This window comes from Faecalibacterium sp. An77, from assembly GCF_002161315.1.
Classification (GTDB): Bacteria; Bacillota; Clostridia; order Oscillospirales; family Ruminococcaceae; genus Faecalibacterium.
In genome coordinates, this window is sequence record NZ_NFHK01000008.1 from 1 (window position 1) to 21,984 (window position 21,984).

20 protein-coding genes are annotated in these 21,984 nt (G+C 47.7%); 7 read left to right on the forward strand and 13 right to left on the reverse strand.

The features are described from left to right. Positions 1 to 531: 531 nt before the first annotated feature. From B5G28_RS04485 to B5G28_RS04545, 13 genes are all read right to left on the reverse strand, one after another. Positions 532 to 2,484, reverse strand: a complete 1,953-nt coding sequence (locus tag B5G28_RS04485) for an AAA family ATPase (protein ID WP_087246528.1) — start codon at positions 2,482 to 2,484, stop codon at positions 532 to 534. 11 nt (positions 2,485 to 2,495) lie between these two features. Beyond that, positions 2,496 to 3,320, reverse strand: coding sequence for a hypothetical protein (locus B5G28_RS04490; RefSeq protein ID WP_087246529.1), 825 nt, complete (start codon positions 3,318 to 3,320; stop codon positions 2,496 to 2,498). An 18-nt stretch (positions 3,321 to 3,338) separates the two neighbouring features. Beyond that, on the reverse strand, positions 3,339 to 4,295 hold the full coding sequence (locus tag B5G28_RS04495) for a hypothetical protein (RefSeq protein ID WP_087246530.1): 957 nt from the start codon (positions 4,293 to 4,295) through the stop codon (positions 3,339 to 3,341). 20 nt (positions 4,296 to 4,315) lie between these two features. Next, a complete protein-coding gene (locus B5G28_RS04500) occupies positions 4,316 to 5,563 on the reverse strand; it encodes a hypothetical protein (RefSeq protein ID WP_087246531.1) in 1,248 nt (415 codons plus the stop codon). A 29-nt stretch (positions 5,564 to 5,592) separates the two neighbouring features. Next, positions 5,593 to 7,092, reverse strand: a complete 1,500-nt coding sequence (locus B5G28_RS04505) for a hypothetical protein (protein ID WP_087246532.1) — start codon at positions 7,090 to 7,092, stop codon at positions 5,593 to 5,595. A gap of 59 nt (positions 7,093 to 7,151) precedes the next feature. After that, complete coding sequence (locus B5G28_RS04510; RefSeq protein WP_087246533.1) at positions 7,152 to 7,952, reverse strand: hypothetical protein; 801 nt, start codon at positions 7,950 to 7,952, stop codon at positions 7,152 to 7,154. 133 nt (positions 7,953 to 8,085) lie between these two features. Then, positions 8,086 to 8,931 carry a hypothetical protein gene (locus B5G28_RS04515; RefSeq protein ID WP_087246534.1) on the reverse strand — a complete coding sequence of 282 codons (846 nt, stop codon included), beginning with the start codon at positions 8,929 to 8,931 and terminating at the stop codon, positions 8,086 to 8,088. A gap of 15 nt (positions 8,932 to 8,946) precedes the next feature. Beyond that, complete coding sequence (locus B5G28_RS04520; protein ID WP_087246535.1) at positions 8,947 to 9,918, reverse strand: hypothetical protein; 972 nt, start codon at positions 9,916 to 9,918, stop codon at positions 8,947 to 8,949. A 23-nt stretch (positions 9,919 to 9,941) separates the two neighbouring features. Then, entirely contained in the window at positions 9,942 to 10,862 is a 921-nt protein-coding gene (locus B5G28_RS04525) for a hypothetical protein (protein WP_087246536.1), read from the reverse strand. Between the two features lie 38 nt (positions 10,863 to 10,900). Then, positions 10,901 to 11,428, reverse strand: a complete 528-nt coding sequence (locus tag B5G28_RS04530; protein WP_087246537.1) for a hypothetical protein — start codon at positions 11,426 to 11,428, stop codon at positions 10,901 to 10,903. Next, positions 11,406 to 11,840 (reverse strand): hypothetical protein, encoded by a 435-nt coding sequence (locus B5G28_RS04535; RefSeq protein WP_087246538.1) that lies wholly within the window; start codon positions 11,838 to 11,840, stop codon positions 11,406 to 11,408. Before B5G28_RS04535 ends, B5G28_RS04530 begins: the two co-directional genes overlap by 23 nt. A 2-nt stretch (positions 11,841 to 11,842) precedes the next feature. Beyond that, positions 11,843 to 12,526 (reverse strand): hypothetical protein, encoded by a 684-nt coding sequence (locus tag B5G28_RS04540; protein ID WP_087246539.1) that lies wholly within the window; start codon positions 12,524 to 12,526, stop codon positions 11,843 to 11,845. A gap of 59 nt (positions 12,527 to 12,585) precedes the next feature. Then, on the reverse strand, positions 12,586 to 13,749 hold the full coding sequence (locus B5G28_RS04545) for a hypothetical protein (RefSeq protein ID WP_087246540.1): 1,164 nt from the start codon (positions 13,747 to 13,749) through the stop codon (positions 12,586 to 12,588). Between the two features lie 440 nt (positions 13,750 to 14,189). Here B5G28_RS04545 and B5G28_RS04550 point away from each other — a divergent pair, with 440 nt between their 5' ends. The 7 genes from B5G28_RS04550 (at position 14,190) to B5G28_RS04580 (ending at position 21,978) form a co-directional block, all read left to right on the forward strand. Continuing rightward, on the forward strand, positions 14,190 to 14,753 hold the full coding sequence (locus B5G28_RS04550; protein WP_087246541.1) for a hypothetical protein: 564 nt from the start codon (positions 14,190 to 14,192) through the stop codon (positions 14,751 to 14,753). After that, the gene (locus B5G28_RS04555) at positions 14,750 to 15,931 is read left to right on the forward strand and encodes a hypothetical protein (RefSeq protein WP_087246542.1); all 1,182 of its coding nucleotides are present in this window, start codon (positions 14,750 to 14,752) and stop codon (positions 15,929 to 15,931) included. The genes B5G28_RS04550 and B5G28_RS04555 overlap by 4 nt, the downstream gene beginning before the upstream one ends. An 81-nt stretch (positions 15,932 to 16,012) precedes the next feature. Then, complete coding sequence (locus B5G28_RS04560; protein ID WP_242967459.1) at positions 16,013 to 16,942, forward strand: EcsC family protein; 930 nt, start codon at positions 16,013 to 16,015, stop codon at positions 16,940 to 16,942. A gap of 3 nt (positions 16,943 to 16,945) precedes the next feature. Beyond that, positions 16,946 to 17,371, forward strand: coding sequence for a DUF1810 domain-containing protein (locus B5G28_RS04565; protein ID WP_087246544.1), 426 nt, complete (start codon positions 16,946 to 16,948; stop codon positions 17,369 to 17,371). 13 nt (positions 17,372 to 17,384) lie between these two features. After that, positions 17,385 to 18,686 carry a hypothetical protein gene (locus B5G28_RS04570; RefSeq protein WP_087246545.1) on the forward strand — a complete coding sequence of 434 codons (1,302 nt, stop codon included), beginning with the start codon at positions 17,385 to 17,387 and terminating at the stop codon, positions 18,684 to 18,686. 97 nt (positions 18,687 to 18,783) lie between these two features. After that, positions 18,784 to 19,464 (forward strand): HD domain-containing protein, encoded by a 681-nt coding sequence (locus tag B5G28_RS04575; protein ID WP_087246546.1) that lies wholly within the window; start codon positions 18,784 to 18,786, stop codon positions 19,462 to 19,464. A gap of 306 nt (positions 19,465 to 19,770) precedes the next feature. Then, positions 19,771 to 21,978, forward strand: a complete 2,208-nt coding sequence (locus tag B5G28_RS04580; RefSeq protein ID WP_158099576.1) for an ADP-ribosylglycohydrolase family protein — start codon at positions 19,771 to 19,773, stop codon at positions 21,976 to 21,978. The last annotated feature ends 6 nt before the right edge of the window (positions 21,979 to 21,984 follow it).

A 21,984-nucleotide genomic window follows, 5' to 3' on the forward strand; every position in this document is an offset into this window, starting at 1 on the left:
CCGGCGTATTAAGGCAAAGCTAAAGGGCCTGCCGCCTGCAATTCACAGACAACAAGCCCTTTCAGCTGTTTGAACTATTTTTATTTCAAATTATTGTCTAACTTTTTGGGGTCACTTCAAGGTCGCTCTGGCAGCGTCGATGCACAAATTGGTCTTTATTATCTTTGCAGTTTTGCGTGACCAGAAACCTTTTGAGCTGAAAACACCAGAGCAACATGCAGCTGAACAGGGATTTGTAAAGGCAGCCTGACACTTTTGAGAAACGCAGTCCCTGAAACAAATGCAGGGCTTTATTTGCTATGCCCAAATTAAAAATTTGGCAGCGTTTGCTGCCCTTGTTTTCCGCTTAGCGTAAGTGGCTGACAGGGTCAAGAGCGGCGAAGCCGTGGTGCAAACCATCTACTCTTGACCCCGTTGGTTACTTATGCTATTGACTTTGCTTAATTGGTCTGCCTCATTCAGAGCGTGAAGGTGAGGCTAAAATTCCGGCAGGATGGTATGCTTGATAAGTATACCTATTTCGTGCGGAGCTTACCATTGTTTATTTTCTGCTCGAAGATTCATCTGTTGGATTATCGGATCTTTAAGTTCGTTGAACATATTGATATCATATTTTGCCTGCGACACACACTTTAGTCCCTGGCGCCACTTCCATGTTTTTCCGTCAAAATGGATATCCGTAAAATCAAACGGGATATACTCGTATATTTTGTCTAAATATTCAACGTTGGACAGATTTTGAGGAACACCAACAACTTCTGGAACACCGACATTTAGGAAGGGATTTCTTTGCATATCACACCAGTATTCTACAGTTTCCTGGAAATTGGTTTCCCCATATGGCTTACTTTTTGCCGCAGCATAAACCAGAAGCTCAACAAGTTTCTCGGTACTGCAGGGAAGAATGCTTTCACCGCTACCAAACAGCATCATCTTTATATCCTGTACCAGCCCCTCTAAGTCAGCACCCGTGAAGAACTTGTGTTTCATATCTGCAATTTGATCGAACGCAGTGTTGCAGACGGATCGCAATACTTCCGTTTTCACCTTGCCATTCATTGTAATTGCAGCATCAAATAATTCAGGGGCGTCCAAAGCGGCTCTTTCAAGATGGGTGACAAGAATCTCCACACATTGTCTCTGCATGGGAAGGAATGTGTAGTATTTTCTCTCGAAACGGCCTCTGCGCAGGAGCTCGGACGGGAGGGAGTTGATGTGGTTCGCTGTGGCGCAAATAAAGCACTGCTTTTTGTTTTCCTGCATCCAATGAAGAATTTTTGCCAGGCAGCGTTTGCCGACACCAGAATCTCCCTTGCCGGAATCCTCTTTGTTGGGAAGTTCTTTTTCAATTTCGTCAATCCACACCACACACGGCGCGGATGCTTCAATCATTTTCAGTACCCGGTCCAGTTTGGCCTCCGTACCGCCTACATTTTCATTCAATACAGAAGCCATATTAAACTGAATCAGCGGGATCCCGAGGATTGTAGAAACATATTTGGCGAGCAAGCTCTTCCCGCTTCCCGGCAATCCAGCGAGCAGAACCCCTTTGGGAAATTTAACTGAATATTTTCTTGCCCTGACTGGGTCATCCAAAATTTTTTTCGCCTGCAAAAGCCAGGTTTCCAGTCCCTCCATACCGCCGGGTCTCACAATATTTTCTGTGTTGATGAAAGAGAGCGTGCCGTCCATAGAGAGCGCCTGTTGCTTTAACTTGAATATTTGCTTTTTTGCGGCAGTATCCAATCTGCTTTCTGTTTTATCAGAGCCAGTAAAGTATTTCTTGCGGGCAGCTTCGGAAAGCCCCCTCACAGAGCAGATCCCCTCTGTACTGGACAGCGTGTCCAGCACATACCGGATTTGTTTTCTGCTCATCCCTTTCAGAAATTCAGCATAGGGATCCGGATTCTGCAAATACGATTCTACTGTCAGTTCTGTTTTTGTATAGCCGGGAAAATTTTTCAGTGCAGCATTCTGGAACCCAACAATCATCTCGGCAATTTCGTACATGCCAATCAGCGGGATATCCACTACCTGAACAAATTGATCGTATCCTTCGGGAATCGTATCTTCCGGTGCAGAACCGGAAACAATGATCAAATTTTTTCCCAGAGCCTTTTCGGTGCCCGCCTGGTCCAGCATGCTGATATAGTTTGTAATAATATCCTTGAACATGCCGGGCCGAGATTCCATAAGTTTCCAGTCCAGGCATATGTGAATCTGCGGACCATCGATAAATCGGAAGTGATCCTGCCACTTACTAATCCATTGGGGCGCATGACCAAAGTTGAAGGACAGGTTATCATATTTCTCTCCCTTTCTGTATGCCACACACGCACCATCCCGCATCAGCTCAAAACAGTCCTCCCGGGACAGTAATGCATGAATTGCATCGCGATCCTCTGTAATCAGGTACAGGATGGGTTTCAGGTATTTGCTCTCCCGGATCTGTTCAGCAACTTCATCCAAAACGGGTTTGTACATACAAAGTCACCTCATTCCATCGGTGTCCACCGGATATCTTCTTGATTCAGGGTAACGTCGCGTACCGGCACAGATGGCAGCTCTGTACAAAATCGGAGATTATGAACCAAAGATCCATCTTCCTGCAAAACAACATAAAACATTTGATTCAGCAGGACTTTGACCGGCCGCTTTTTTGTATCTTCGATTTCAAAGGCGGAACCGTTGACCAAATGACCATCTATCGTAATTCCCAAATACCCCGAAGCAGGATTTTCCGCCACCGTTGCAAATCCCCTTAAAGGATAATTCTTTGCATCCGGGAGAGCGGCAACGAGCTGATCGCCATAATACAATTTTGGGTCTTTTCCATTGTGCAGCTCAATTCTTAGCTGCTGCCGGGCAGGGTTGCTAGGACAATCGGAGAGATAGCCTTGCTTTTGCAGGTATTCCAAAAATATTGACAGATCCTGCTCTGTCGCCGTGTAATCTGCGATTTCCAACAGTTCCAGTATAATATAGCTCACGCACTGAAATTTAGTTTTCATTTCATGATTTATTTTTTTCTCACAGTCAAGCAGCTGCTTGTGCAGCTCTGCATTGTGCTCAAAGCAGACGGTCTGATCGATCTTCCAATCACTGCGATATTCCTCTTGCCCAAAAAAATCGCTCAGTGCGGCGAGCAACCTCGAGAATCGGTCTTTTATAGTTTGCGGAAGATGCGGCAGGTCACACATATCGCTCACCCACTTCCAGATCGCAAATTGATTGTCAAGTTCAGTCAAGATGTCCGGCAAAAAGAACGCTTTGCGGAAGGCAGGTAAATTTTTATCTACAGTATATCCATGAATCAACATATATGACCCTATCCTTCCTCACCACTTGAACAGATCTTCTGTTGTTTTTTCGGGAGTATCCTTCTTGTTCTCGGGTTTGACAGGCTTTGGAATGGAGGCGTCCCGGCCTGCAGGCGCTGAACCCCCCAGGCCCGGAAGAGCGATCCTCAACGTTTCATCTGCAGGATTCTTCCAGGAAATTGCTCCGGCGGTCAGTTCACTGTCAATCATGATCCTCTCAATCGTCTTTCGGTGCTTCTCATCTGCAAAGCCCGTATATACGCTTTTGTATTCCCTGTTGTACTCGGATATCGAGCGGCAAAGGTCAAGGAAGCAGGCTTCCCACGATGGATAAGCTTTTTGCGTCCATTCCCGGGTGGAATTGTTTAAATAGTCATTGCACCGAAAACAATGAAACTCCGTCTCTGTTCCAAAAGAAACAGAGCATTGATGCATGCCATGAAAAAACGTTGTCCACGTCTTGCCGGCATATACCACGGCGTCTTCTTTTTTATCTGCGTAATGTTCTGAAATCGAGACGACAGCGGGAATGATCCACTCTTTGTCCGAAAAAAGCCGGTCCAAAAGGAGTTGCAATACATGATCGGCTCCTTCCCACAAAACATGGACGGGAAAGGAGTATGCAACGACCACAACGCCGCCCGTCGGCTTTTTGATCAGTTCAAGCGTAGACTCTCTGATAAAAGAAGAAATTGCTTCTTTGTATGTAACACTGGGGGTACAGTGAAAATCAAAATATTGGGGTGGAACAACAAAATCTGTTATCCCTTGCCATTCCACTTTTTTACAGCGAGAGCGAACGCTCACCAAGCCGGCGGACTTGGGTCCGCCGGCTTGCTTAGCTTTTGAACAGAATAATTCAGCCTCACCAATATGAATGCCGACCACAAACAGGGGAAGCATCCCCCTTTTGCCAGTGCAGGCAGTCAGCTTGCTTTTTCCTGCCGGTGAAAGGAACTCCGTTATTTTCTCCATTCCTAAACGACCCCTTATATTCAGAATTTGAAGAGATCCTCCGTTGTTTCGTCTTCAGGCCTTTTGACTTGCGCAGCCTTCTGTTCCCTCTTCACTGCCGGCATCAAGGGCTCCGGAATTTTGTTTCCTTCCGTTCTGAAAGAATTGGCGTCAACGGAAGAAGGGGGCTGCTGTTCATTGGGAAGGTTTATGGGGTTAAGACCATGTTTGTTTGTCTGCAGCTTCCGCGCTTTCGCCAAACCGACAAGACCGGCAGCCATGCAGACAACAGCTGCTGCCAGCGTACCCGTCAAAAGCAAACCGCTCATCCAGCCTGCTGTAATCGAGACGATCACCGAAATCAACAATACAGCGCCGACTGCAATTAAAAGGATGCTGACCTTTTTCCCCCGAAAATCGCTCCCGGAAGCATCTGCCTGGTCCCCGCCATTTACAGTCGCTGCTTTGTTGCGGCCTCCGGCTTCGTTTGTTCTGCCTGTATTGGCATAAGAGCTTTCGCTTTGGGAAAGGCCGGGACTCACCAAATCTTTTTCGTTGCCGGCCCGACTGTGGTTGCCGGTATCACCGCCGCCGCTGTTTTTCTCAATTCGGCGAGCCGTAGGAGGCTTTTGACCCGGTGTGCTCCGAGATACATATTGGAAGGCTGTTTTTTCATCCTTCAAATCGTAGATTGTAACATTCGTGCAAACGCTTATGGCCTCGCCGGCCGCGGCTCTTTGGATGGCATATCTCACCAACCGATCCGCATTTTCAGTGACTTCAATGTGGGCAGGTTTAAAATCGTCATTCCATGCTTTGCGGGCATTGCCGGGCAGATAGCGATAAGGCACCAGCTCCTGATGCTCTGCCCAGGCCGCATTTTTCGAAAGCTCCCAGTTGGGGCGAATGTATTCTGCAACCAGTTCTGCAAATTCGGTCAAGCTCGGAAAGGTGCAAACCTGGGTGAAATCTTTTTGCTTCCAGACATACCCAATGAAGCCGTAAACGGGGCGATTCACCTCATCGACACCCTCCCAACCGTCAGAAAACAGATCCCGCAAATAACATGCAATCCCTAAAACCACATAGCCTGATTCCGCAACGACGACCTCAACCTGCTTGTGTTCGCTGCGCAGAGGTTTTACCTCCTCCATTGCATTCATGGCATACTCCAGAATCGGTTTGACCGTTTTTGCAGAAAAATCCTCCGGCTGAACTTTGAACCAACCGCCGGGAAAGCCGATATGCCTTTCTTTGGTATAAATCAAAACAGATGCCTTGCCAACCATTGTGTACCTCCACATTTCAATTGAAGCACTTATAACTTAAACGGATCGTCATCATCACTTTGCGGCTTCACCGGTCGTCCGCTATTGTTCTGCTTGGTTCGCTGAATTAGCGGATCACTGTTTGTCGGAATTTGCAGATCCGGCTTTAAATGCTCTTTTTTACTTTTTGGGGTAACCCGAACTTTTGTTGCATCCGGGTTTTCTGCAGTAGGCTTGAAAAAATCTAAAAGGATCTCTTCTTTGGTCCGTAAGTGTATCTGAACATTATATACCACAATAAACACCCTGAATTCTTTTTCTCCATTCAAGCCGTTTACAACAAATCGACCTCTATTATTAATATGCCCCCATTCTTGTTTGCAAAAAAATATTAAGATATCTTTACAGATTTTCTTAAAATAATCCAAGCAAATAGGTTCGGGGAAAGAGAAGCGTATTAATTCTGGATCTTCAGTGAAAAACTTATAATCAATAGTATGTCCGTAGTAGTTACGAGAGGTCGTCACAAGGTACTCTATAAATCGCAAGTTAATCTGCCGTGTTGCATCGCACGGATCGTAATCGAATTTTAAAAACACATTCTTTGATTCTTTCATCTTTAATTTTTCATTAGAAGGAATAAGCTGTAATATCTTCGATAAAAATTTAAACCAGGATCTGCTATCAGCTTTGTTGTTTATAGAAATTCCAATAGTATCAGGCCGCTCTGCGGAATCCCAATCTGTTTCAGCCGATCTGCGATATTGCTCCGTTTCTGCTGCAGTCTCGGGCTTGGGTGTGCTTTTTGCGGGGGTGTAGCTTGCATTTTCAATACACACCACCGGGCCGCCTTTCAAGTCTGCGGTCATATTCAAAAAGACGCTTCCTTCTTCGTCAAAGTATAAGTCCGTACAAAGGGATACGATCTGCTTTTGGATGGCCTCCGAGATCGTCTGATGGATCAGCGCATTTTCTTTGCTTCTATCAAAGGAATAGATTTTCCTTTTGTTATGGTTCAGTGCGACGGTCTCAACGGGCGTCGGTAAAGGTTCCCCTGAAACTGCGTACTTATAGGGAAGCGCAATGCCTGCGCGGGTGTCATAAGCCCATACAGAGTTAATGGAATCTTCCCAATGTTCAAGAATCAGCTCATGAAACACGGCGCCAAAAATAGAAAGAGAGGGAAATACAATCTGTTGAACGGGTGTTGTTTCCAGATTCCAAACAAAGCCAATGAATCCGGGACATCCTCTGCCTGTGAAATCCACAAGTTGATACGGAATGTCCTGAATTTCCGCTGCCAGATACTGTGCATAACCGGAAATGCCCAAAATAAGGTACTTTCCTGTGCCGATAACTACACGCCTGAGAGACCCGCTTGCTTCAGGAATTTCACGGGGCTGATCCATTGCATCCTGCACATACCGGTGAATTTCTGTCAATTCCTCTTGCTTCATACCTTCCGGGTAATGAGAGAACAGTGAGGGAAAACCGATATGGAGCTGTCTCACTTTAATTAAGCAAGAAGCAAACCCATTCATCATTTCCATCCGTTATTCCTCCTAAATAAAAGTTTGCAGCGCTTGGTTTAATGCTGCATGGCCATTAATTATAGTTCTGATTCATCGATCAATTTTCCATCTTTATAGAATCTTACTCCCTTTAAATCACCATACGTCTTTCCGCACACCACTTTCAGGGCAGCAAGGAGCGGTTTTTCTGCATTGAACGGGCAGAACGGGCCTCCATCCATAAATTTATATCCCAATGCGCTGATGGGACAAATTGCTGCAATATGAGCGCCATGTCCCTTTTGTCCATCAAACCACTGAGGAAAAGTTTCCTTGACAATATGATCAAGCCTTGTGCTGTTCACCAGATTCGAATCTATCGTATCTATTTTTGTTACGACAAAACAAAGGAAGGGCAGCTTTCCGTCATTATGTCCGAGATAGTTGAGCAAGAAATTATCAATACCTAAACCTGATTCACCATCTGATTGATACCAATAATCTGCAATATCTTGTGTTGATCCAGTCGCATGCGCTATCGTGTTTCCATCCATGCAGATCATAATACAATCCGATTCGCGGACAAGATTCCAGTCATAGTCATCGCAACCTTGCACCACATGCCCACTTTTTACGTCCACCCACTCAATCGGAATCCTTCCACTGTGTTTGTCTTCCATATACAGTTCATAAATCATGTTATAGGGGCGTTCCGCAGGAATACGCTCAGAATAAGATAATGTTTGGTCAGACAGCGAAAATACTTCTGTGTAGAGTCTGCTGTAGGGCCATGAAATATATCCCATGGCGTTTTTACATTCCGTCAGCAAATTCTTTACCATCCCCAAAAAGAAGCAATACCGTCCCGCCGCTGTGGAACTAATAATAGAAATCTTCATACGTACACATCTTTCATCAATGATACGGACCTGGCAATCAAGAATTCATGGTTCCTCATTACAGCATATACTTGGCTTTCCTGCGGGCAAATGCATCCTGCACCTGCCCGCAGCCTATGCCGAGTTTGCCGGGTCAGTCCGGCCAGGAAACCTCACTCCCATTAACATACAGAGGTAATGCACGCAGGTCCTGCAATAAGTCGAATTGTTCCGCAGCCATCATTTGGTATACCGGGTGTGTATCCGGCAGTACATGAAGCATCTTGTATATATAAAAATACAAAGCTGCAAACAGTGGATATTGGACATTTCTAGGTCTCAGCTTACCGCCTTCCGCAATGTCCTTTCCCAGAGACACCGGGCAAATCGTGACCACACGGTCCATGCCCCCTCCCTGATAGAACAGAACAGGGATACAGGCTTTGACAAAGTCTTTGATTGTCTCTGAATCCTGCAGTTTGGGCGAAACTGCATCATATTTTGTGATCAAAATGCACACAGGAGGGAATACATCGGATTTTTCAGCTACACGCAGCAGAGCATTGCAAAGATCCGCACCATAAGCGCTGTAAAAGTCATCTGTAATATTGTCAAGATTATCTTTATTCCCCTGCAAAAAACTGCCGTCTACACATACAAACAGGCAGTCTACGCAGCATAATTTTTTAGAAAGACGATCTCGATTCCCCAAAAAATACTCGATTGGGCAATCAATCCACTGTACATCTGCAATCTTATTTCCGCTATCCAACAATTCAAAAGTGTATTCTTCCCAGCAACCATTAGTGTCTGGCCAACGTTTATTGGAAGGCAGGGATGCATCTGCCAGATTCACCATTTTATTTTTTAACTCTAGGCCTACCTTTAAATCGCTTATCTTAATTGAAAAATCACTTTTATCAAAAGCTATTTTTTTTAGCATTCCCAGAAAAAAAGAAGTTTTTCCACTGCCTGATGCACCGATGACGCCGATTTTCATAGATATTTCCCCTTCTTAATCTGGCCAGTTTACACTTTCACCGTTAATATACAAGGGCAGCGAATTCACCATCGCAAGCAAGTCTTTCAGATCGCTCTCGGCCGTATTGATCAATTCGATCACTGCCTGCTTCTGTTCCTCGGACAGAATGGGGGGCTTAGGGCTAATTATTCTCCCAAAGAAACTTTTTTCATTATAGGCTTTCGCCATCTGCTCGCTTCTCTCAAGGAAATTCCTGTATTTTTTTACGATCTCCTGCACAGCCGCATACTGCATCAAATAGGTGGCAAAGCAGATGGGACGTTCCACATTTTTAGGTCTCAGCTTACCGCCTTCCGCGATATCTTTCCCCAGAGATACCGGACAAATCGTGACCATACGGTCCTTGCCCTTCCCTTTACGGAACAGAACAGGGAAACAGGCTTTAGCGAAGGCTTTGATTGTTTCTGAATCCTGCAGTTCGGGCGAAACCGCATCATACTTTGTGAGCAAAATGCACACAGGGGGAAATGCATTGCCGGATTTCTCTTCTGCACGCATCAGCGCATTGCAAAGGTCCATACCGGAATGGTTATAAAAGTCATCTGCAATATCTTCAAGTTCGTCTTTATCTCCCTGCAGAAGACTACCATCCACACATACAAACAGGCAGTTAGCGCCGTCCAGAAGGTCAATAAATTTATCATCCACTCCCATTACATATTCGCCGGGATAGTCGACCCACTCCAGACTATCCAGCTTATTCATATTGTGGAGCAGATCCAAATTGTATGTTTCCAGCTTAGCACTGGGATCCGGCCAACGCTCATCCACGGGAACACTGGCGTCGCCCAAACGGAGGATACCGGCACGAAGCTTCCTGTATGCTTCACTGTCGTTGATCCGAAGGCTGAAGCCGCTGACGCCTCTCTGCATCTTATGAAGCATTCCATAGAAATAGCAGGTCTTGCCGGAACCAAGTGTACCAATGATCACGATTTTACTCATTTTTATATTCCTCCGATTTGTTTTTAGAAGCAAAATGGATCTTCCATTTGCTTAACTCTGTAATATGTGCCTACCTCATAATCATCATAGAACTTCTTTAGCGACTCAAACTTCTTCTGCATTTTTTCATACTTTGGGATTTCCTCGTTTTGCAGCACCTGAAAACGTTTTCTCGCTTCATTTCGTTCAGCATTAACTCCGAAGAAATCTGTTAAACCAGCCCAAAGACCAGATCCCCACTTATCATTGATTCTCTCAATCTCTGCCTTCAGTCTCTGTGCTTCCACAGATACCTCTCGGCTGTACCCAACCAACATTAAACAGGCCATTGCAAAGTCGAGATCCATCATACAATCCGGTGCACATGCAGTGGGGATCGCTATAAAAGCCAAATTATTATTTTTATCTGTGATCCTTTTCAAGTCGGACACAGAATCCAGCAGTCTGTTATAAGTTTTATCATTCAAATCAATTCTGTCAGATTGAGTAAATGCCACCATTATGATTTTTTCATGGTCATCCACTTTAAATGCGTTATTTAGGTGAGTATATAACTGATCAATTGAGTCCTCAATGTCTACTCCGTTGAGGATATCATATGAGCTGAGAAAAAGAATAACGGCATCGGATCTGCCAATCTCATAATGAAGCTGGCTTACATCGATATCATGAATGCTCTCACCGCGAATATCCGTAAGGGAGAAGTTCATTACAAAATCTCTTCCGGAATAGAAATTATAATCGTAACTGCTCATCTTAACGGTTGCATCAGGGTAGGTTCCATATTTCCGAAATTCCTGGTACGCATTATAAAGGTTCGCGTCTGCTTTCTCGTTTGTACATTTCACTTTGAAACCTTGAATTCCATCTCGCATCAAGCCATAGGTGCTCATCATGAAAGTCGTTTTTCCGACAGCTGAGTCACCTATCATTGTGATCCTCATAGACATCCTTCTTTCTGTTGAGTTATTCGTTTGGTTAATCAGAAAGCAGCTTTATTGATTCCCTCCTGATAGTCTGCGATGTTGGCCTCGCAATCAAGAATTTCATTCTTCAAAGATTCTACGAGAGAAGTCAGGTTGATCAGCTGTTCTTTTTTGTTTCGAAGAGTTGTTTCCCATTTGGATTTTTCTCTGTAAAGCGCAAGGGAATAGGATTGTTCGTCCATTTCTCCGTTTAAAAACTGAGCATACAATTCGTGGAACTTCTTTGTCTCCTGTTCCTCAGGGATTTCCGGCACTACTTCCCGAGGACCGCCGACATAATTGCCGGCTGTTTTTGAGGATGAAGTGCTGCGTCGTTCCATGCGGGAAAGGCGTTTTTTTGCATAGGCCCTCAAATCGACTTCCGAAATGGTATATCCTTTTCTGCCGGGGTCGCCCTCTTCTTGTACAAGCAGGTCGCCTGTACGAACAGCTCGTCTTAATGTTTCCAGACTGGAAGGCATTCGGTTGGCGCCATACTCTTTAGCCAGGAAGGTTAGTGCCTCAGGAATGGTATAAAACTTCATCGGGCTGCTCCTTTTCAAAGTTCTCTTCCCCATTTCCCGGTGTATCCGCCTCTTCGCTCTCTGCTATCCTTGTCAGTACCGTCTTATCAATCTCCAACCTAGTCAGCGGTTGTGCCAAAGCATATTTTGCCTCATTCGGTTCGCGAAGAAGCCAGTCCATCATCAGGAAAGCCCCTATGGGATGCAGGCCTGCATTTTCAACAAGACCGGAAACCGTGAACCCCTCAATCTCTCTGTCCGGAAAGTCTCCGATTTTATCCCACCGCAACAGCTCCTGCTGTAATTGTGGGTCCATCCGCTCGATTTTGAGGGCAGCGGACATTAAAGCCGCGCCGGAATACCCGTTTTTTTGCAATAACGGCAGCCACCGCTCACCTTCTGCGGGCTGCAGAACTTTAAAGTTCTTAAACATGATCAATGTCCTCCTAGGGGAACACTCATGCCATAAGCCCTTTGCCAAATTCTATTGGTAAAGTTTCTGGCATCAAATTCGATGGATTGTGATGAATATGCTTCCATGTCAAGTCCGGCATCCACATAATTTGCCGTTGTATAGCGCCATGCTCTTCTGCGTTGGTAGGAAACCCCGCGCGTATTGACCAGGGTCATGATTTCGAACTGCATAATATGGCGAAGTTCATGGATTACCGTTCCAACCAGATGTTCAAGCACATCCTCATTATCCAACCGAAGCAGATTGGCGTTTATGTATACCGTTTTTTGATCCACGCGGGTTCTGCCGAATATAACACCGCTGTCCGAAGAAAACAGTTCCGGGTCGTCGGTGACGATTACCTCTACATTCTCCAGGCCATAAATCTGAATCAATCGATGTGCAAAGTCTTCGATCACTTCACATCGGCTTTCAAAGTCCTCCGTTAAAAGCAACGAACCGGGTGGACCGGGGAAGAACTGTTGAATCAATTCCGAAGATTGTTCAATCAGCCTGTTCTCTTCGGGAGAATAAATATGCTGAATATCAACCCGATAGATTCCAAGCATACACTCAAGACGTTCACGGAGATACTCGACTTTTCGTTGTATGGAATGAATCATTTGGCCGACTGCGGTTTTTACCTTTTTAATCAGTATTGCCATCGTTTACCACCTTATAATGAAACACAGCCATGGCAGTCCGAATGCCGGGAAATGATTGCTTATACCTTGGCAAACGTTTCGGTCTTGCCCTGCAGGGTCTGCACAATCTTGGCTGCAACCCAGCAGATAACTTCTTTGGCTTTGGCAACACCATTCTTTACAGCAGGAATAATGTGATCGAAGGTATACTGATACACAGTCTTTGCACCGCACTTCAGGGCATTATATGTTGTATCTGCAATTTTCCCAGAAACATCAATTCCTTTTTCCAGCCACAAAGTAAACATGTCCGAAATACTGTCAATGCTGCCCAAGATCAAAATGCCCGCGACAATTCCGCCAATGAAACCGGTGCCAAACACATTGAATGCAGCTGCAGTGCCCACATACAAAAGGAGTTTCAGCGCATGCCACAGAACAAAACCCACTGCCAGAGTCAGCACAACGGCGCCGATCGCCTTGAGAATATCGTATGCGGCATCTGCGGTCATCTCTCCGATGCTGACCTTGGTTTCGATATTCACCACGTCAATGCCGTGACAAGCCCCCAGCACCAGATTGGCATCCGGCGTATCGTCGGGGATAGAGGGAACCTGGCCATTATGGTGGGCAACGCACACCGCGGCAGCTGCGCAGTACTTCAGGTCGTTGTCATTCCAGAGTTCGGTGGTCACCACGTGAATGTTCTCTGCATCGGCCTTACTTTCCAGGAAGGATTCAAACGCTTCGGTCATGTACAGGGGCAGTACAGAGTCTTCGATGGAAGCAATCAAAGCCTCATCGATCCGCTTCACCATCTCAGGAGTAAAGGCCTCGGATTCCAACATGGCCTTTTCATCTTCGGTCAAGCACTCTTCTTCTCCGTCTACAGCACCGGCGTTCAGTTTGCGGATGGCCTGAAGAACCCCCAGCTTATACCTAGCGGCCTCCTGCTCATTTAGTCCCTGCTTCTCAATAGACTCAGCCATCTTCTGAGAGATCCAGGTCCCGACATCGCCTTCGAAGGCTTCACGGCAGGATGCATTATAGGAATTGACGGTCGGAATCACAATCTCATCAATCAGTTCCGCCGCTGCTTCTTCGGAATATCCATTTGCTGCTGCATATGCAACCAGGGCTTCACGGATGTTCGTAGCGTTGTCGACAGCGGAAGCGATTTCTTCTGTGCGCATGGCGATGGCCTTCTGCTCTTCCTCGGTAATCGCAAACATCTTGTTTTCCATAATGAACGCACCTTTCTAATGAATATAAATAAAATGTCAGACGATCAGGCGGCTCCTTTTGAACAGGCCGATCCTTACGATAACAAAATAATACTACACAATTGTAAGAATGTCAACATTTTTTTGACTGTGTAGTGCTTTTTGAAATGTCATCCATCTGCAGCAGGGAAACAATGCAGCTTTCTGAACATATTTTACGAACACGACCCATCATTCGACGATTGAGATTGTGCGGAGCGTCGATTATATGTGTCGCAAAGTAATACAACATATTGACAACAATTAAATTGTGTAGTATTATGCTTGTATAAATTGCCGTGATGATACAGTCGACTGAATGAAATCTATCAGGGATAGCCTGTATCAGGGAATATCTGCAGACCGTCAAACTGCTCCGAGCGGCTGCGGAATTCTGCAACAATGGCCAAGTACAGAATGCTTTGGAGATCCTCTATAATGCGGGTTCCGGTGTTCCCAAAAACGATCTAATTTCGCTGTATTGGTTTGACCGCGCTTCTGACAATGGAATTACGGAGGCCAAGGCGGATCTGAACGGTATCTTGAACGCATACCGCAGCAGCCTGTCTGCAGAAGAACCTCCTCGAGCGGAAGAAACTATGAGCATTGAACAGCAGCGGAAGAATATAATTCGGATTTGCATGAGAAGAATGCCAGAGGTGATTCAGAAAAACACAAGCCTGGCAGGAATCTGTAAGCCCTGTCGGGCCAGGTTCGATCATCCTGGTACACCCAATATCGGATTCTTTCAAGTGGAGCCTACCGAGCTAAACGGAAAACCTTATGCCTTTAAAATTGGTATATTTCGTGCACGTGCTGACCTTTTGGTCTCCTCGTACATGATCATGAGCAGGATGGAGGATATCCTCGGGTATCTGTCGGATAAAAGTCATCTGCCAGTGCTGGTATCTACTTTTCAAGATTTTCTGAATCGGTGGATGAACAATTGGAATGAAAGTATAAAGACAAAGAGGACTTTTTTATGACTGGTAAGCAATTATACGATATCATCTGCCGTTTTCCACAAGAAATCCTGCCGGGGGGCCTGCGGGCAGAGATGGCGTTTATCCATTGGAAACAGGAATCTGGATGGATTGGAGAATTTTGCTTTTCTGCCCCGGAAATGGTGCTGCCCCATCTATACATGAAACTTCATCTTCCGGGCGGAGAATTACTGGTGTTAAAAAATCGGGCCCCGGGATGTTATGTTATTCCAGAGGGGCAACCTCGTCTGGAACCTAAACAAGAGATATTGTCGTATCTGGATCAATGTGCTCCGTACATTGAGGGTGGAGCGCCAGATGACAATGTTAAGAAAAAAATATTGGAAGATTGGCCCTGTTGCCTCAAGATCTCAAAGACTTTGTGGAAATGGTGGATTAATTGCCTCGAACGTGAAGGAAATCTCAATCTACGTAAACATCATCCTGAACTTGGAAATCATCCCGAGCTATGCAATACTCCGCCGCCTCAGTGGCTACTAAACTACTGGACGGTGGAGCGAATTGCCAACTGGAAGAATCCGGAATATCCACTGGATGATTGCACGGATGAGGAACTCGAACTTTGGAACTTTGGAAACAAATCGATTGCAAAGGCGTATGCCGCCGATCGGCTGTGTGCAGACTTGCCGAGGTTGTTCTATGATCGAGAATCCGGCTGGAGCATTGAGTACCTGTATTTTTTCAGAGATGAGTTTCGAATTTCTCCTGATACCTGGGAGCCGCAGTACAGGATGCGGTTCAGATGGCCATCAGGGGTACTGATAGAGGCGGAGAACCTTTCGGAAATTTTTGAGTTTACAAAGCCCTGGGGGAGTCCATGGTATGTGTCTGAGTCAGAAAAACACTATCTGCACCAGTGCCGGTTGTTGCTGGAAAAAGGTGTCCCCACAGAGAATCAGGTGAATGAATTGCAAGGGCTCTGGTTGAGCAATATGCCTCTCCAGGCTTTCAAATGGCTGCAGATGAATGGTCGGATTCATGAAGGAATTCAGCGTGGGATGCTCTATCCGCGATGGCCTCAGAATAAAGCTACCTTCTCAGTAGCCTGGCGCATGGAGATGTCCAAAGGAATCTATTTGGGCAGCCCAGAGGTGGCAGAGTACTGCGTCCGGTCACTTGAGGCTGCTGAGCCAATGCTGAAATCTTGGTGTAAATCATAAGCCGTTTTCGTTGACCAACGAACAGTTACATAACAGACCGCCCCGGACCGATATCCACAGCGGAAAAATACCAGGAATCTTATGATGAAAAAACAATATTATCTCTCAAAACAGAAAAAACTGCTCCAGAAGGAGCTGCTCCGAGTCGAACGTCAGGAGCAGGTGCTCCGGCGGGAGGCCCTCAGCGCAAAGCCGCCCGCCTGGAAAGCAGCTCTGGAGCAAAAAGTCCCGGAGAAAATCCGAGCGGGACTTGAAAGCGGGTTTCGCAAGGGGTTCACGATTGTGTTCGCCAACGGACGCACCATCATCGAAAAAAGCTATCGAAAAGAAGAGCTGAAAGCCAACCATGCTGTCCATGACTACGCCATGCAGATGAAAGGCGGCCGAAAAGAGTGGCGGCAGCTCCGCAGGGGAGCCAAACAAGCGGACTGGCTGAACCTCGCTGCGACCACAGCTGAGGGGGTGGGCCTTGGAGCGCTTGGCATTGGTCTGCCGGACATTGTCCTCTTTCTTGGGATGCTGCTTCGAGGCATTTATGAGACTGCTTTGCACTACGGCTTTGACTATGAGGATCGGTGGGAACAGCTGCTGATTCTCAAGATGATGGCGACCGCTTTGAGTACCGGAGAGGAATGGGAGCACCATCACAGCGAGTTGGATGCACTGCTGAAAGAAGAAGCTCAGCAGGTCTCCGAGCAAGCTTTTGCGGACCAGATCGACCAAACCGCTTCGGTTTTTGCGGTGGAGCTGCTGGCGCTGAAGTTTGTCCAGGGGCTACCGGTTGTGGGGATTTTGGGCGGTGCAGCAAACCCGGTGTATTACGCCCGGGTATTGAAGTATGTTCGCTGCCAATATGAAAAACGGTATCTGCAAAAGCAGCTGAACCGGATTGCTGCCACCGAGGAGACAGCCGTCAAACATTCATTTTGGCGGTTGTTCCGCTCTCCATCGGCTGATTCGGTAGGACATACTGCTCAGGAAAAGGCGGCAGAAACTTGCGAGGAGGAGTAGCAGATGTGGGATCTGGAGCGGTTTGTTCTTGCGCAGCAGGTCAATTATGAGGATGCGCTGCGGGAAATGCGCTGCGGCAGAAAACAAACGCATTGGATGTGGTATATCTTCCCACAGCTACGGGGATTGGGTCGAAGCGCGATGTCCATGCGATATGGTTTGGACGGTCTGGAGGAGGCCCGGGCCTATCTGGCCCATCCGGTCCTGGGACCGCGGCTTTTGGAATGCTGCGAGGCGGTGCTGAAAGCAGATTCCAACGACCCGTGGGAGGTATTTGGCTCCCCGGATGATCTGAAATTCTGCTCCTGCCTGACCCTGTTTGCGCTGGCTGCCCCCTCGGTGCCGATCTTTGAACAGCTGCTGGATAAATTTTATGGGGGCCAAAAAGATCTACGCACCATCCAAATCCTGAACCGAAAAAGCAAGTAAAGGAGTGTTCACCATGACCCTTCAGAAAAAGGACGTGCTTTTGTTCCTCCCCGCACTGGGAATTCTGGCTTTGTATCTGGCCACTCAGCTTTTTGCAATGGACTCAGGTCTGGAGGAAACTACAGCTGCACTTTTGAGCTTTACTGCACTGGCCTGCTTTGCCCGTGGGGGACGGCTGGCGGACGATCCTACACGTCCTCTCTGGCGGAGCATTTTCTGGGGACTTTTGGGGGCAGCCATCCCTTTTTTATCCGCAGAGCTTGTATTGTACCAGGACCTGGAAATCCTCGCCCCTCTCTGCGGGGAAGTTTTGTTTCCGCTGCTGCTCCTCCTCTGCCTGGCCGCTGGGGCAATGGCCTTTCTCCGGTGGGCCGGGAAAATGGCCGGCGACAACAGGAAACTCTGGCATCTCTGGCTGTTCTTTTTAGGGGCGGCACTGCTCAGTTTTACGTTCACAGACAGAGCCTGGCGATGGGACGCGGCTTACCTCTGGTTTTGGTATCCTCTGGCTCTGCTCAGCCTTCCGTGCTCCCTTCCTGCACTGTATTGGTGGCTGAAACGAGTCTTTGCGGATTCTGCAAATGGACAAGGCTTCTTGCTGACCGCAGCTTACTTTGCTCTGGCGGCCCTTCTGTACGGGATTACGACCGGGATAGTTTCCCGCATGATTGCAGAGTCACTGAGAGCCGACCCCGTGATCGGCGCTTATCAGATCATCCTCTGTGTCCTGGTGTTCTGGTCAGAGAACAAAGCGGAGCCAGTGACTTCCGGACCTGTTGCGGCAGTGGGGACTGCCCTGTACACTGTGGGTTGTGCTGTATTGACCTTCTTTTCCAACGAGCGGCTGCGGGAAATTCTGTTTTACCTCGGCGGCCCGGCCATCCGAATTTCGACTGCTGTCAGAGAAGATTGGCTGGGATATCATTGGACAGCAGCCAAAAGCTTTTTCAGCGGGAATATCGGCGTTATGGATGCGGCCTTTGCCGGAACTCCGAACAATTACTATCAGCTATTCTTCTATGCGGACAATCCATTGTTTCCCTACGCAATGGCGATTTTGGGAGCGATGATCGTACTTGCAGTTTTGGAACTTTTACTGCTGGCGCAAAGAAAATCAACAGACCCCTGCACAGCCCGCTGCCAAAAGTATCTTCCGGTGGGGTTTGCGGTGCGGATGATCCTGGCCTCTTTAAGCATGATCGGGATGTTCCAGAGATTTCAGATGAATTTCCCGTTTACCGGGGCTGCGGTGCTGGACCTTTATATTCTCCTTCGGCAAAAAGATCCCAACAAGCCGACTTTTGCGAGTACCTGACCGGGCAAAAGCTATTTTTCTTCCGGAAAAAAATTGAAGCGCCGGAAAAACGGGTGCGGTATTATGATATCAATCAAGGCAAAGGAGGAAAGGAAAAATGGCAGAGAAAATGGCATTTGACATGAACGACAACTATTGCGAGCAGGACACCATGCAATATATTAAACCCTATATGTTTATTAAAGGGTATGCCATGGGCCGAAGATTGCCCCAGACCATGCTTGCTCTGCCTGTAGCCCGGAAACTCCATGATGGGCAGTACCGCAAAGACGGAATGCCCTATTTTACACATCCTCTGAAGGTTTGTTCTACCCTGATCAGTTACGGAATCGACGACGATGTCACACTGGCGGCGGCGCTTCTCCATGATGTTCTGGAGGACTGCGGGGAACTTCTTCCCAATGGCGGCCAGAGCCTGGTTGAAGAGTATGGCATTTCCACCGAGGTGATGGAGACTGTTTCGTTGCTCAGCAAACGTTCTGGTCTGAACGATCAGGAATTGGGCGTTTACTTTCGAAAAATCGAGAAGTGCCCCAGAGCGGCCTTGATCAAACTGGCGGACCGGTTGCACAACAGCGGAAGTCTTTATACTTTTACAGACGAAAAAATGGCGAAATATCTGCGAGAAACAAAGCTGTTCCTGCTCCCGATGGCTTCCTACTGCAAAAAGTATTATCCCCAATATTCCAATGCCTTCAGTATTCTAAAAACCAACATTACAGCCTTGAACAGCAGCATGGAGGCAATGCTGGAACGTGTTGTTCCGGTGACGAAGTAAATTTAAAAGAAGGCGCCTTGTATGCAGCGTCAAACACAAAGAGAGGACGCGATTTCTCTACGGTTCGGTGGGCCGGCCGGCAGAGCTGCTGGAACATAACGCTAGATCGAAAAGTTACCATCAAAAACCTGAATCAATTTTTGGACTGTCTTATTGGTGGGGCTGCCATTCTGGAGTTTAAGGTTCTTTATCTTTGCATGGGGCATATGGGACAAACCGGTTCATACAAACCTCCGTTTCTATTGAACGGCTCGCAGTAAAGCACCAGTCATTTCGATGCTACAGTTCCTTGAGGGTTCGCTTTGGATGACCAAAACCATTGGTGGAGGAGAAAAGATGACAAAAATACGGGATGGGCTCTATGGATTATGTGTGGCAGATGCGCTGGGAGTGCCGGCAGAATGCCGTACCAGAGAAGATTTGCGAGAAAATCCCATTACCGGGATGTCGGATGGCGGTCTTCGGGGACAAGCTGCAGGGTTTTGGTCGGATGACAGCAGCATGACCCTTTGCTTGGCCAAAAGCATTGCTGAGTCGGGATATTTTCACACCCATGATATCATGGAACGGTTTCGGCAGTGGTTTGAAACAGGGGCTTATACACCGGGAGGAAGATGTTTCGACTTCGGTCATACCTGTGCCAGAGCCATTCATCGGTATCAAAAAGGTGTGACTCCCGCACTGTGCGGCAGCAACAAAAGGGAAGAAAACGGAAACGGCTCCCTGATGCGGATTCTGCCCCTTGCCTTTGTTCTGTACGGAAAATATGGAAAAAACGTTGCTTATTCTTCCCGGGCAATGGCTGATATTCATACCATTTCCGGCTTAACCCACCGGCATCCTCTGGCACAATCTGCCTGCGGAATCTATATCTCCATTGCATGTCATATTCTGGGCGGGGAAATCATCCCTATGGCCGTATATGACGGCGTGGAGAAGGCGCTGGAGTGGTATGGCAGGCATAGCCGGTTCGAAGGCTGTCTGCCGATTTGGAAGCACCTGCCGTTTGTCGCGCAAAGAAAAGAAGAATCCATCCGAAGTGGCAGTTATGTGGTGGAATCTTTGGAATCCGCTCTCTGGTGCCTGCTCCGGACGAAAAACTACCGGGACTGTGTTCTCAGGTGTGTCAACTTGGGATATGATACCGACTCCACAGCCGCCATTGCCGGTGGACTGGCCGGGCTTTACTATGGTTACGATGCGATCCCCCAGGAGTGGATTTCTTCGCTGGCGGGAAAAGAGATCATAGAAGACTGTGTACAGGGATTGGAACGGTACTGCATGGAACATCATCTGATGCCAGAAACCCCGCCCCACAGCCTGGATGCCATCCGGCAGTCGGACCGGCAGAGCGATTGGAATACCGCGCTGGACCGGAAGGCAAGGACGAAGGACAAGAACAAATTTCTGGGCTGTCTCATCGGCGGAGCCGCAGGCGATGCTCTGGGCTATGCAGTGGAATTTCTGCCGGAGCAGGCCATTTTTTCCCGGTACGGGAAAGACGGTATTACAGAATATCGGCTTCAGGGTGGCCTTGGCCGGATTTCCGATGACACCCAAATGACCTTGTTCACCGCCAACGGCCTTCTGGCGGGCAGAACCCGGGGCTGTATGCGAGGCATTATGGCTTCTTACCCGGATTACATCGCCCAAGCCTATCAGGAATGGTATAAAACCCAAATCTGCAATTTTCCGGCAAAAACGGATTTCAAGCTCTGTTGGCTGCTGAATGTTCCAGGGCTGTATGCCCGGCGGGCCCCAGGAAACACCTGCATGAGCGCCATTGAAGCCGGCTGCCGGGGCAGCATTGAGACTCCTCTCAATAACAGCAAAGGCTGCGGCGGGGTCATGCGGGTGGCCCCGGTGGGGCTGTATCTGGGGAGTTCTCAGATGGCGGGCCTGGCGGTTGATTTGGTAGCTGCGGATGCCGCCGCTCTGACCCATGGCCACGAAATGGGGTACATCCCCGCAGCAATGCTGGCGCATATTGTCCGGCTGGTTTCTCATAGCCAGGATATTTCTCTGGAGGAAGCGGTTTGGGACAGCACGGATGCAATCCAGCGGCTTTTTCCTCGGGCGGTCCATCTGCCAGAATTTTTGAAAAAGATCCAACTGGCGGTGGATCTGGCAAAACAGGGAGGAAACGATCTCGAAGCCATTCATGCTTTGGGACCCGGCTGGTGCGGAGACGAAGCTCTGGCGGTCGCCGTCTACTGCGCCCTGAAATACCAGGACGACTTTGACAAAGCATTGGCTGCGGCGGTAAATCACGGCGGCGACAGCGACTCCACCGGCGCTATCACCGGGAACATCCTGGGCGCGTACCTGGGTTTGTCCCGGATCCCGGAAAAATACACCCGAAATCTGGAACTGCTGGATGTGCTTACTGAGATTGCCGAAGATCTGTATTATGACTGCCAGGTCAATGAATACACCGTTGCAGAAGATCCCCGGGATATCGCCTGGGAGAAAAAATATACGGAGGTCACATACGAAGGAGCCGGACGGGATTGAGGGCGG

Excerpts from the sequence above, each read along its gene's own strand:
- B5G28_RS04485 (WP_087246528.1), bottom strand. The coding sequence starts at position 2,484 with ATGTACAAACCCGTTTTGGATGAAGTTGCTGAACAGATCCGGGAGAGC.
- B5G28_RS04490 (WP_087246529.1), bottom strand. The coding sequence starts at position 3,320 with ATGTTGATTCATGGATATACTGTAGATAAAAATTTACCTGCCTTCCGC.
- B5G28_RS04495 (WP_087246530.1), bottom strand. The coding sequence starts at position 4,295 with ATGGAGAAAATAACGGAGTTCCTTTCACCGGCAGGAAAAAGCAAGCTG.
- B5G28_RS04500 (WP_087246531.1), bottom strand. The coding sequence starts at position 5,563 with ATGGTTGGCAAGGCATCTGTTTTGATTTATACCAAAGAAAGGCATATC.
- B5G28_RS04505 (WP_087246532.1), bottom strand. The coding sequence starts at position 7,092 with ATGGAAATGATGAATGGGTTTGCTTCTTGCTTAATTAAAGTGAGACAG.
- B5G28_RS04510 (WP_087246533.1), bottom strand. The coding sequence starts at position 7,952 with ATGAAGATTTCTATTATTAGTTCCACAGCGGCGGGACGGTATTGCTTC.
- B5G28_RS04515 (WP_087246534.1), bottom strand. The coding sequence starts at position 8,931 with ATGAAAATCGGCGTCATCGGTGCATCAGGCAGTGGAAAAACTTCTTTT.
- B5G28_RS04520 (WP_087246535.1), bottom strand. The coding sequence starts at position 9,918 with ATGAGTAAAATCGTGATCATTGGTACACTTGGTTCCGGCAAGACCTGC.
- B5G28_RS04525 (WP_087246536.1), bottom strand. The coding sequence starts at position 10,862 with ATGAGGATCACAATGATAGGTGACTCAGCTGTCGGAAAAACGACTTTC.
- B5G28_RS04530 (WP_087246537.1), bottom strand. The coding sequence starts at position 11,428 with ATGAAGTTTTATACCATTCCTGAGGCACTAACCTTCCTGGCTAAAGAG.
- B5G28_RS04535 (WP_087246538.1), bottom strand. The coding sequence starts at position 11,840 with ATGTTTAAGAACTTTAAAGTTCTGCAGCCCGCAGAAGGTGAGCGGTGG.
- B5G28_RS04540 (WP_087246539.1), bottom strand. The coding sequence starts at position 12,526 with ATGGCAATACTGATTAAAAAGGTAAAAACCGCAGTCGGCCAAATGATT.
- B5G28_RS04545 (WP_087246540.1), bottom strand. The coding sequence starts at position 13,749 with ATGGAAAACAAGATGTTTGCGATTACCGAGGAAGAGCAGAAGGCCATC.
- B5G28_RS04555 (WP_087246542.1), top strand. The coding sequence starts at position 14,750 with ATGACTGGTAAGCAATTATACGATATCATCTGCCGTTTTCCACAAGAA.
- B5G28_RS04560 (WP_242967459.1), top strand. The coding sequence starts at position 16,013 with ATGATGAAAAAACAATATTATCTCTCAAAACAGAAAAAACTGCTCCAG.
- B5G28_RS04565 (WP_087246544.1), top strand. The coding sequence starts at position 16,946 with ATGTGGGATCTGGAGCGGTTTGTTCTTGCGCAGCAGGTCAATTATGAG.
- B5G28_RS04570 (WP_087246545.1), top strand. The coding sequence starts at position 17,385 with ATGACCCTTCAGAAAAAGGACGTGCTTTTGTTCCTCCCCGCACTGGGA.
- B5G28_RS04575 (WP_087246546.1), top strand. The coding sequence starts at position 18,784 with ATGGCAGAGAAAATGGCATTTGACATGAACGACAACTATTGCGAGCAG.
- B5G28_RS04580 (WP_158099576.1), top strand. The coding sequence starts at position 19,771 with ATGACCAAAACCATTGGTGGAGGAGAAAAGATGACAAAAATACGGGAT.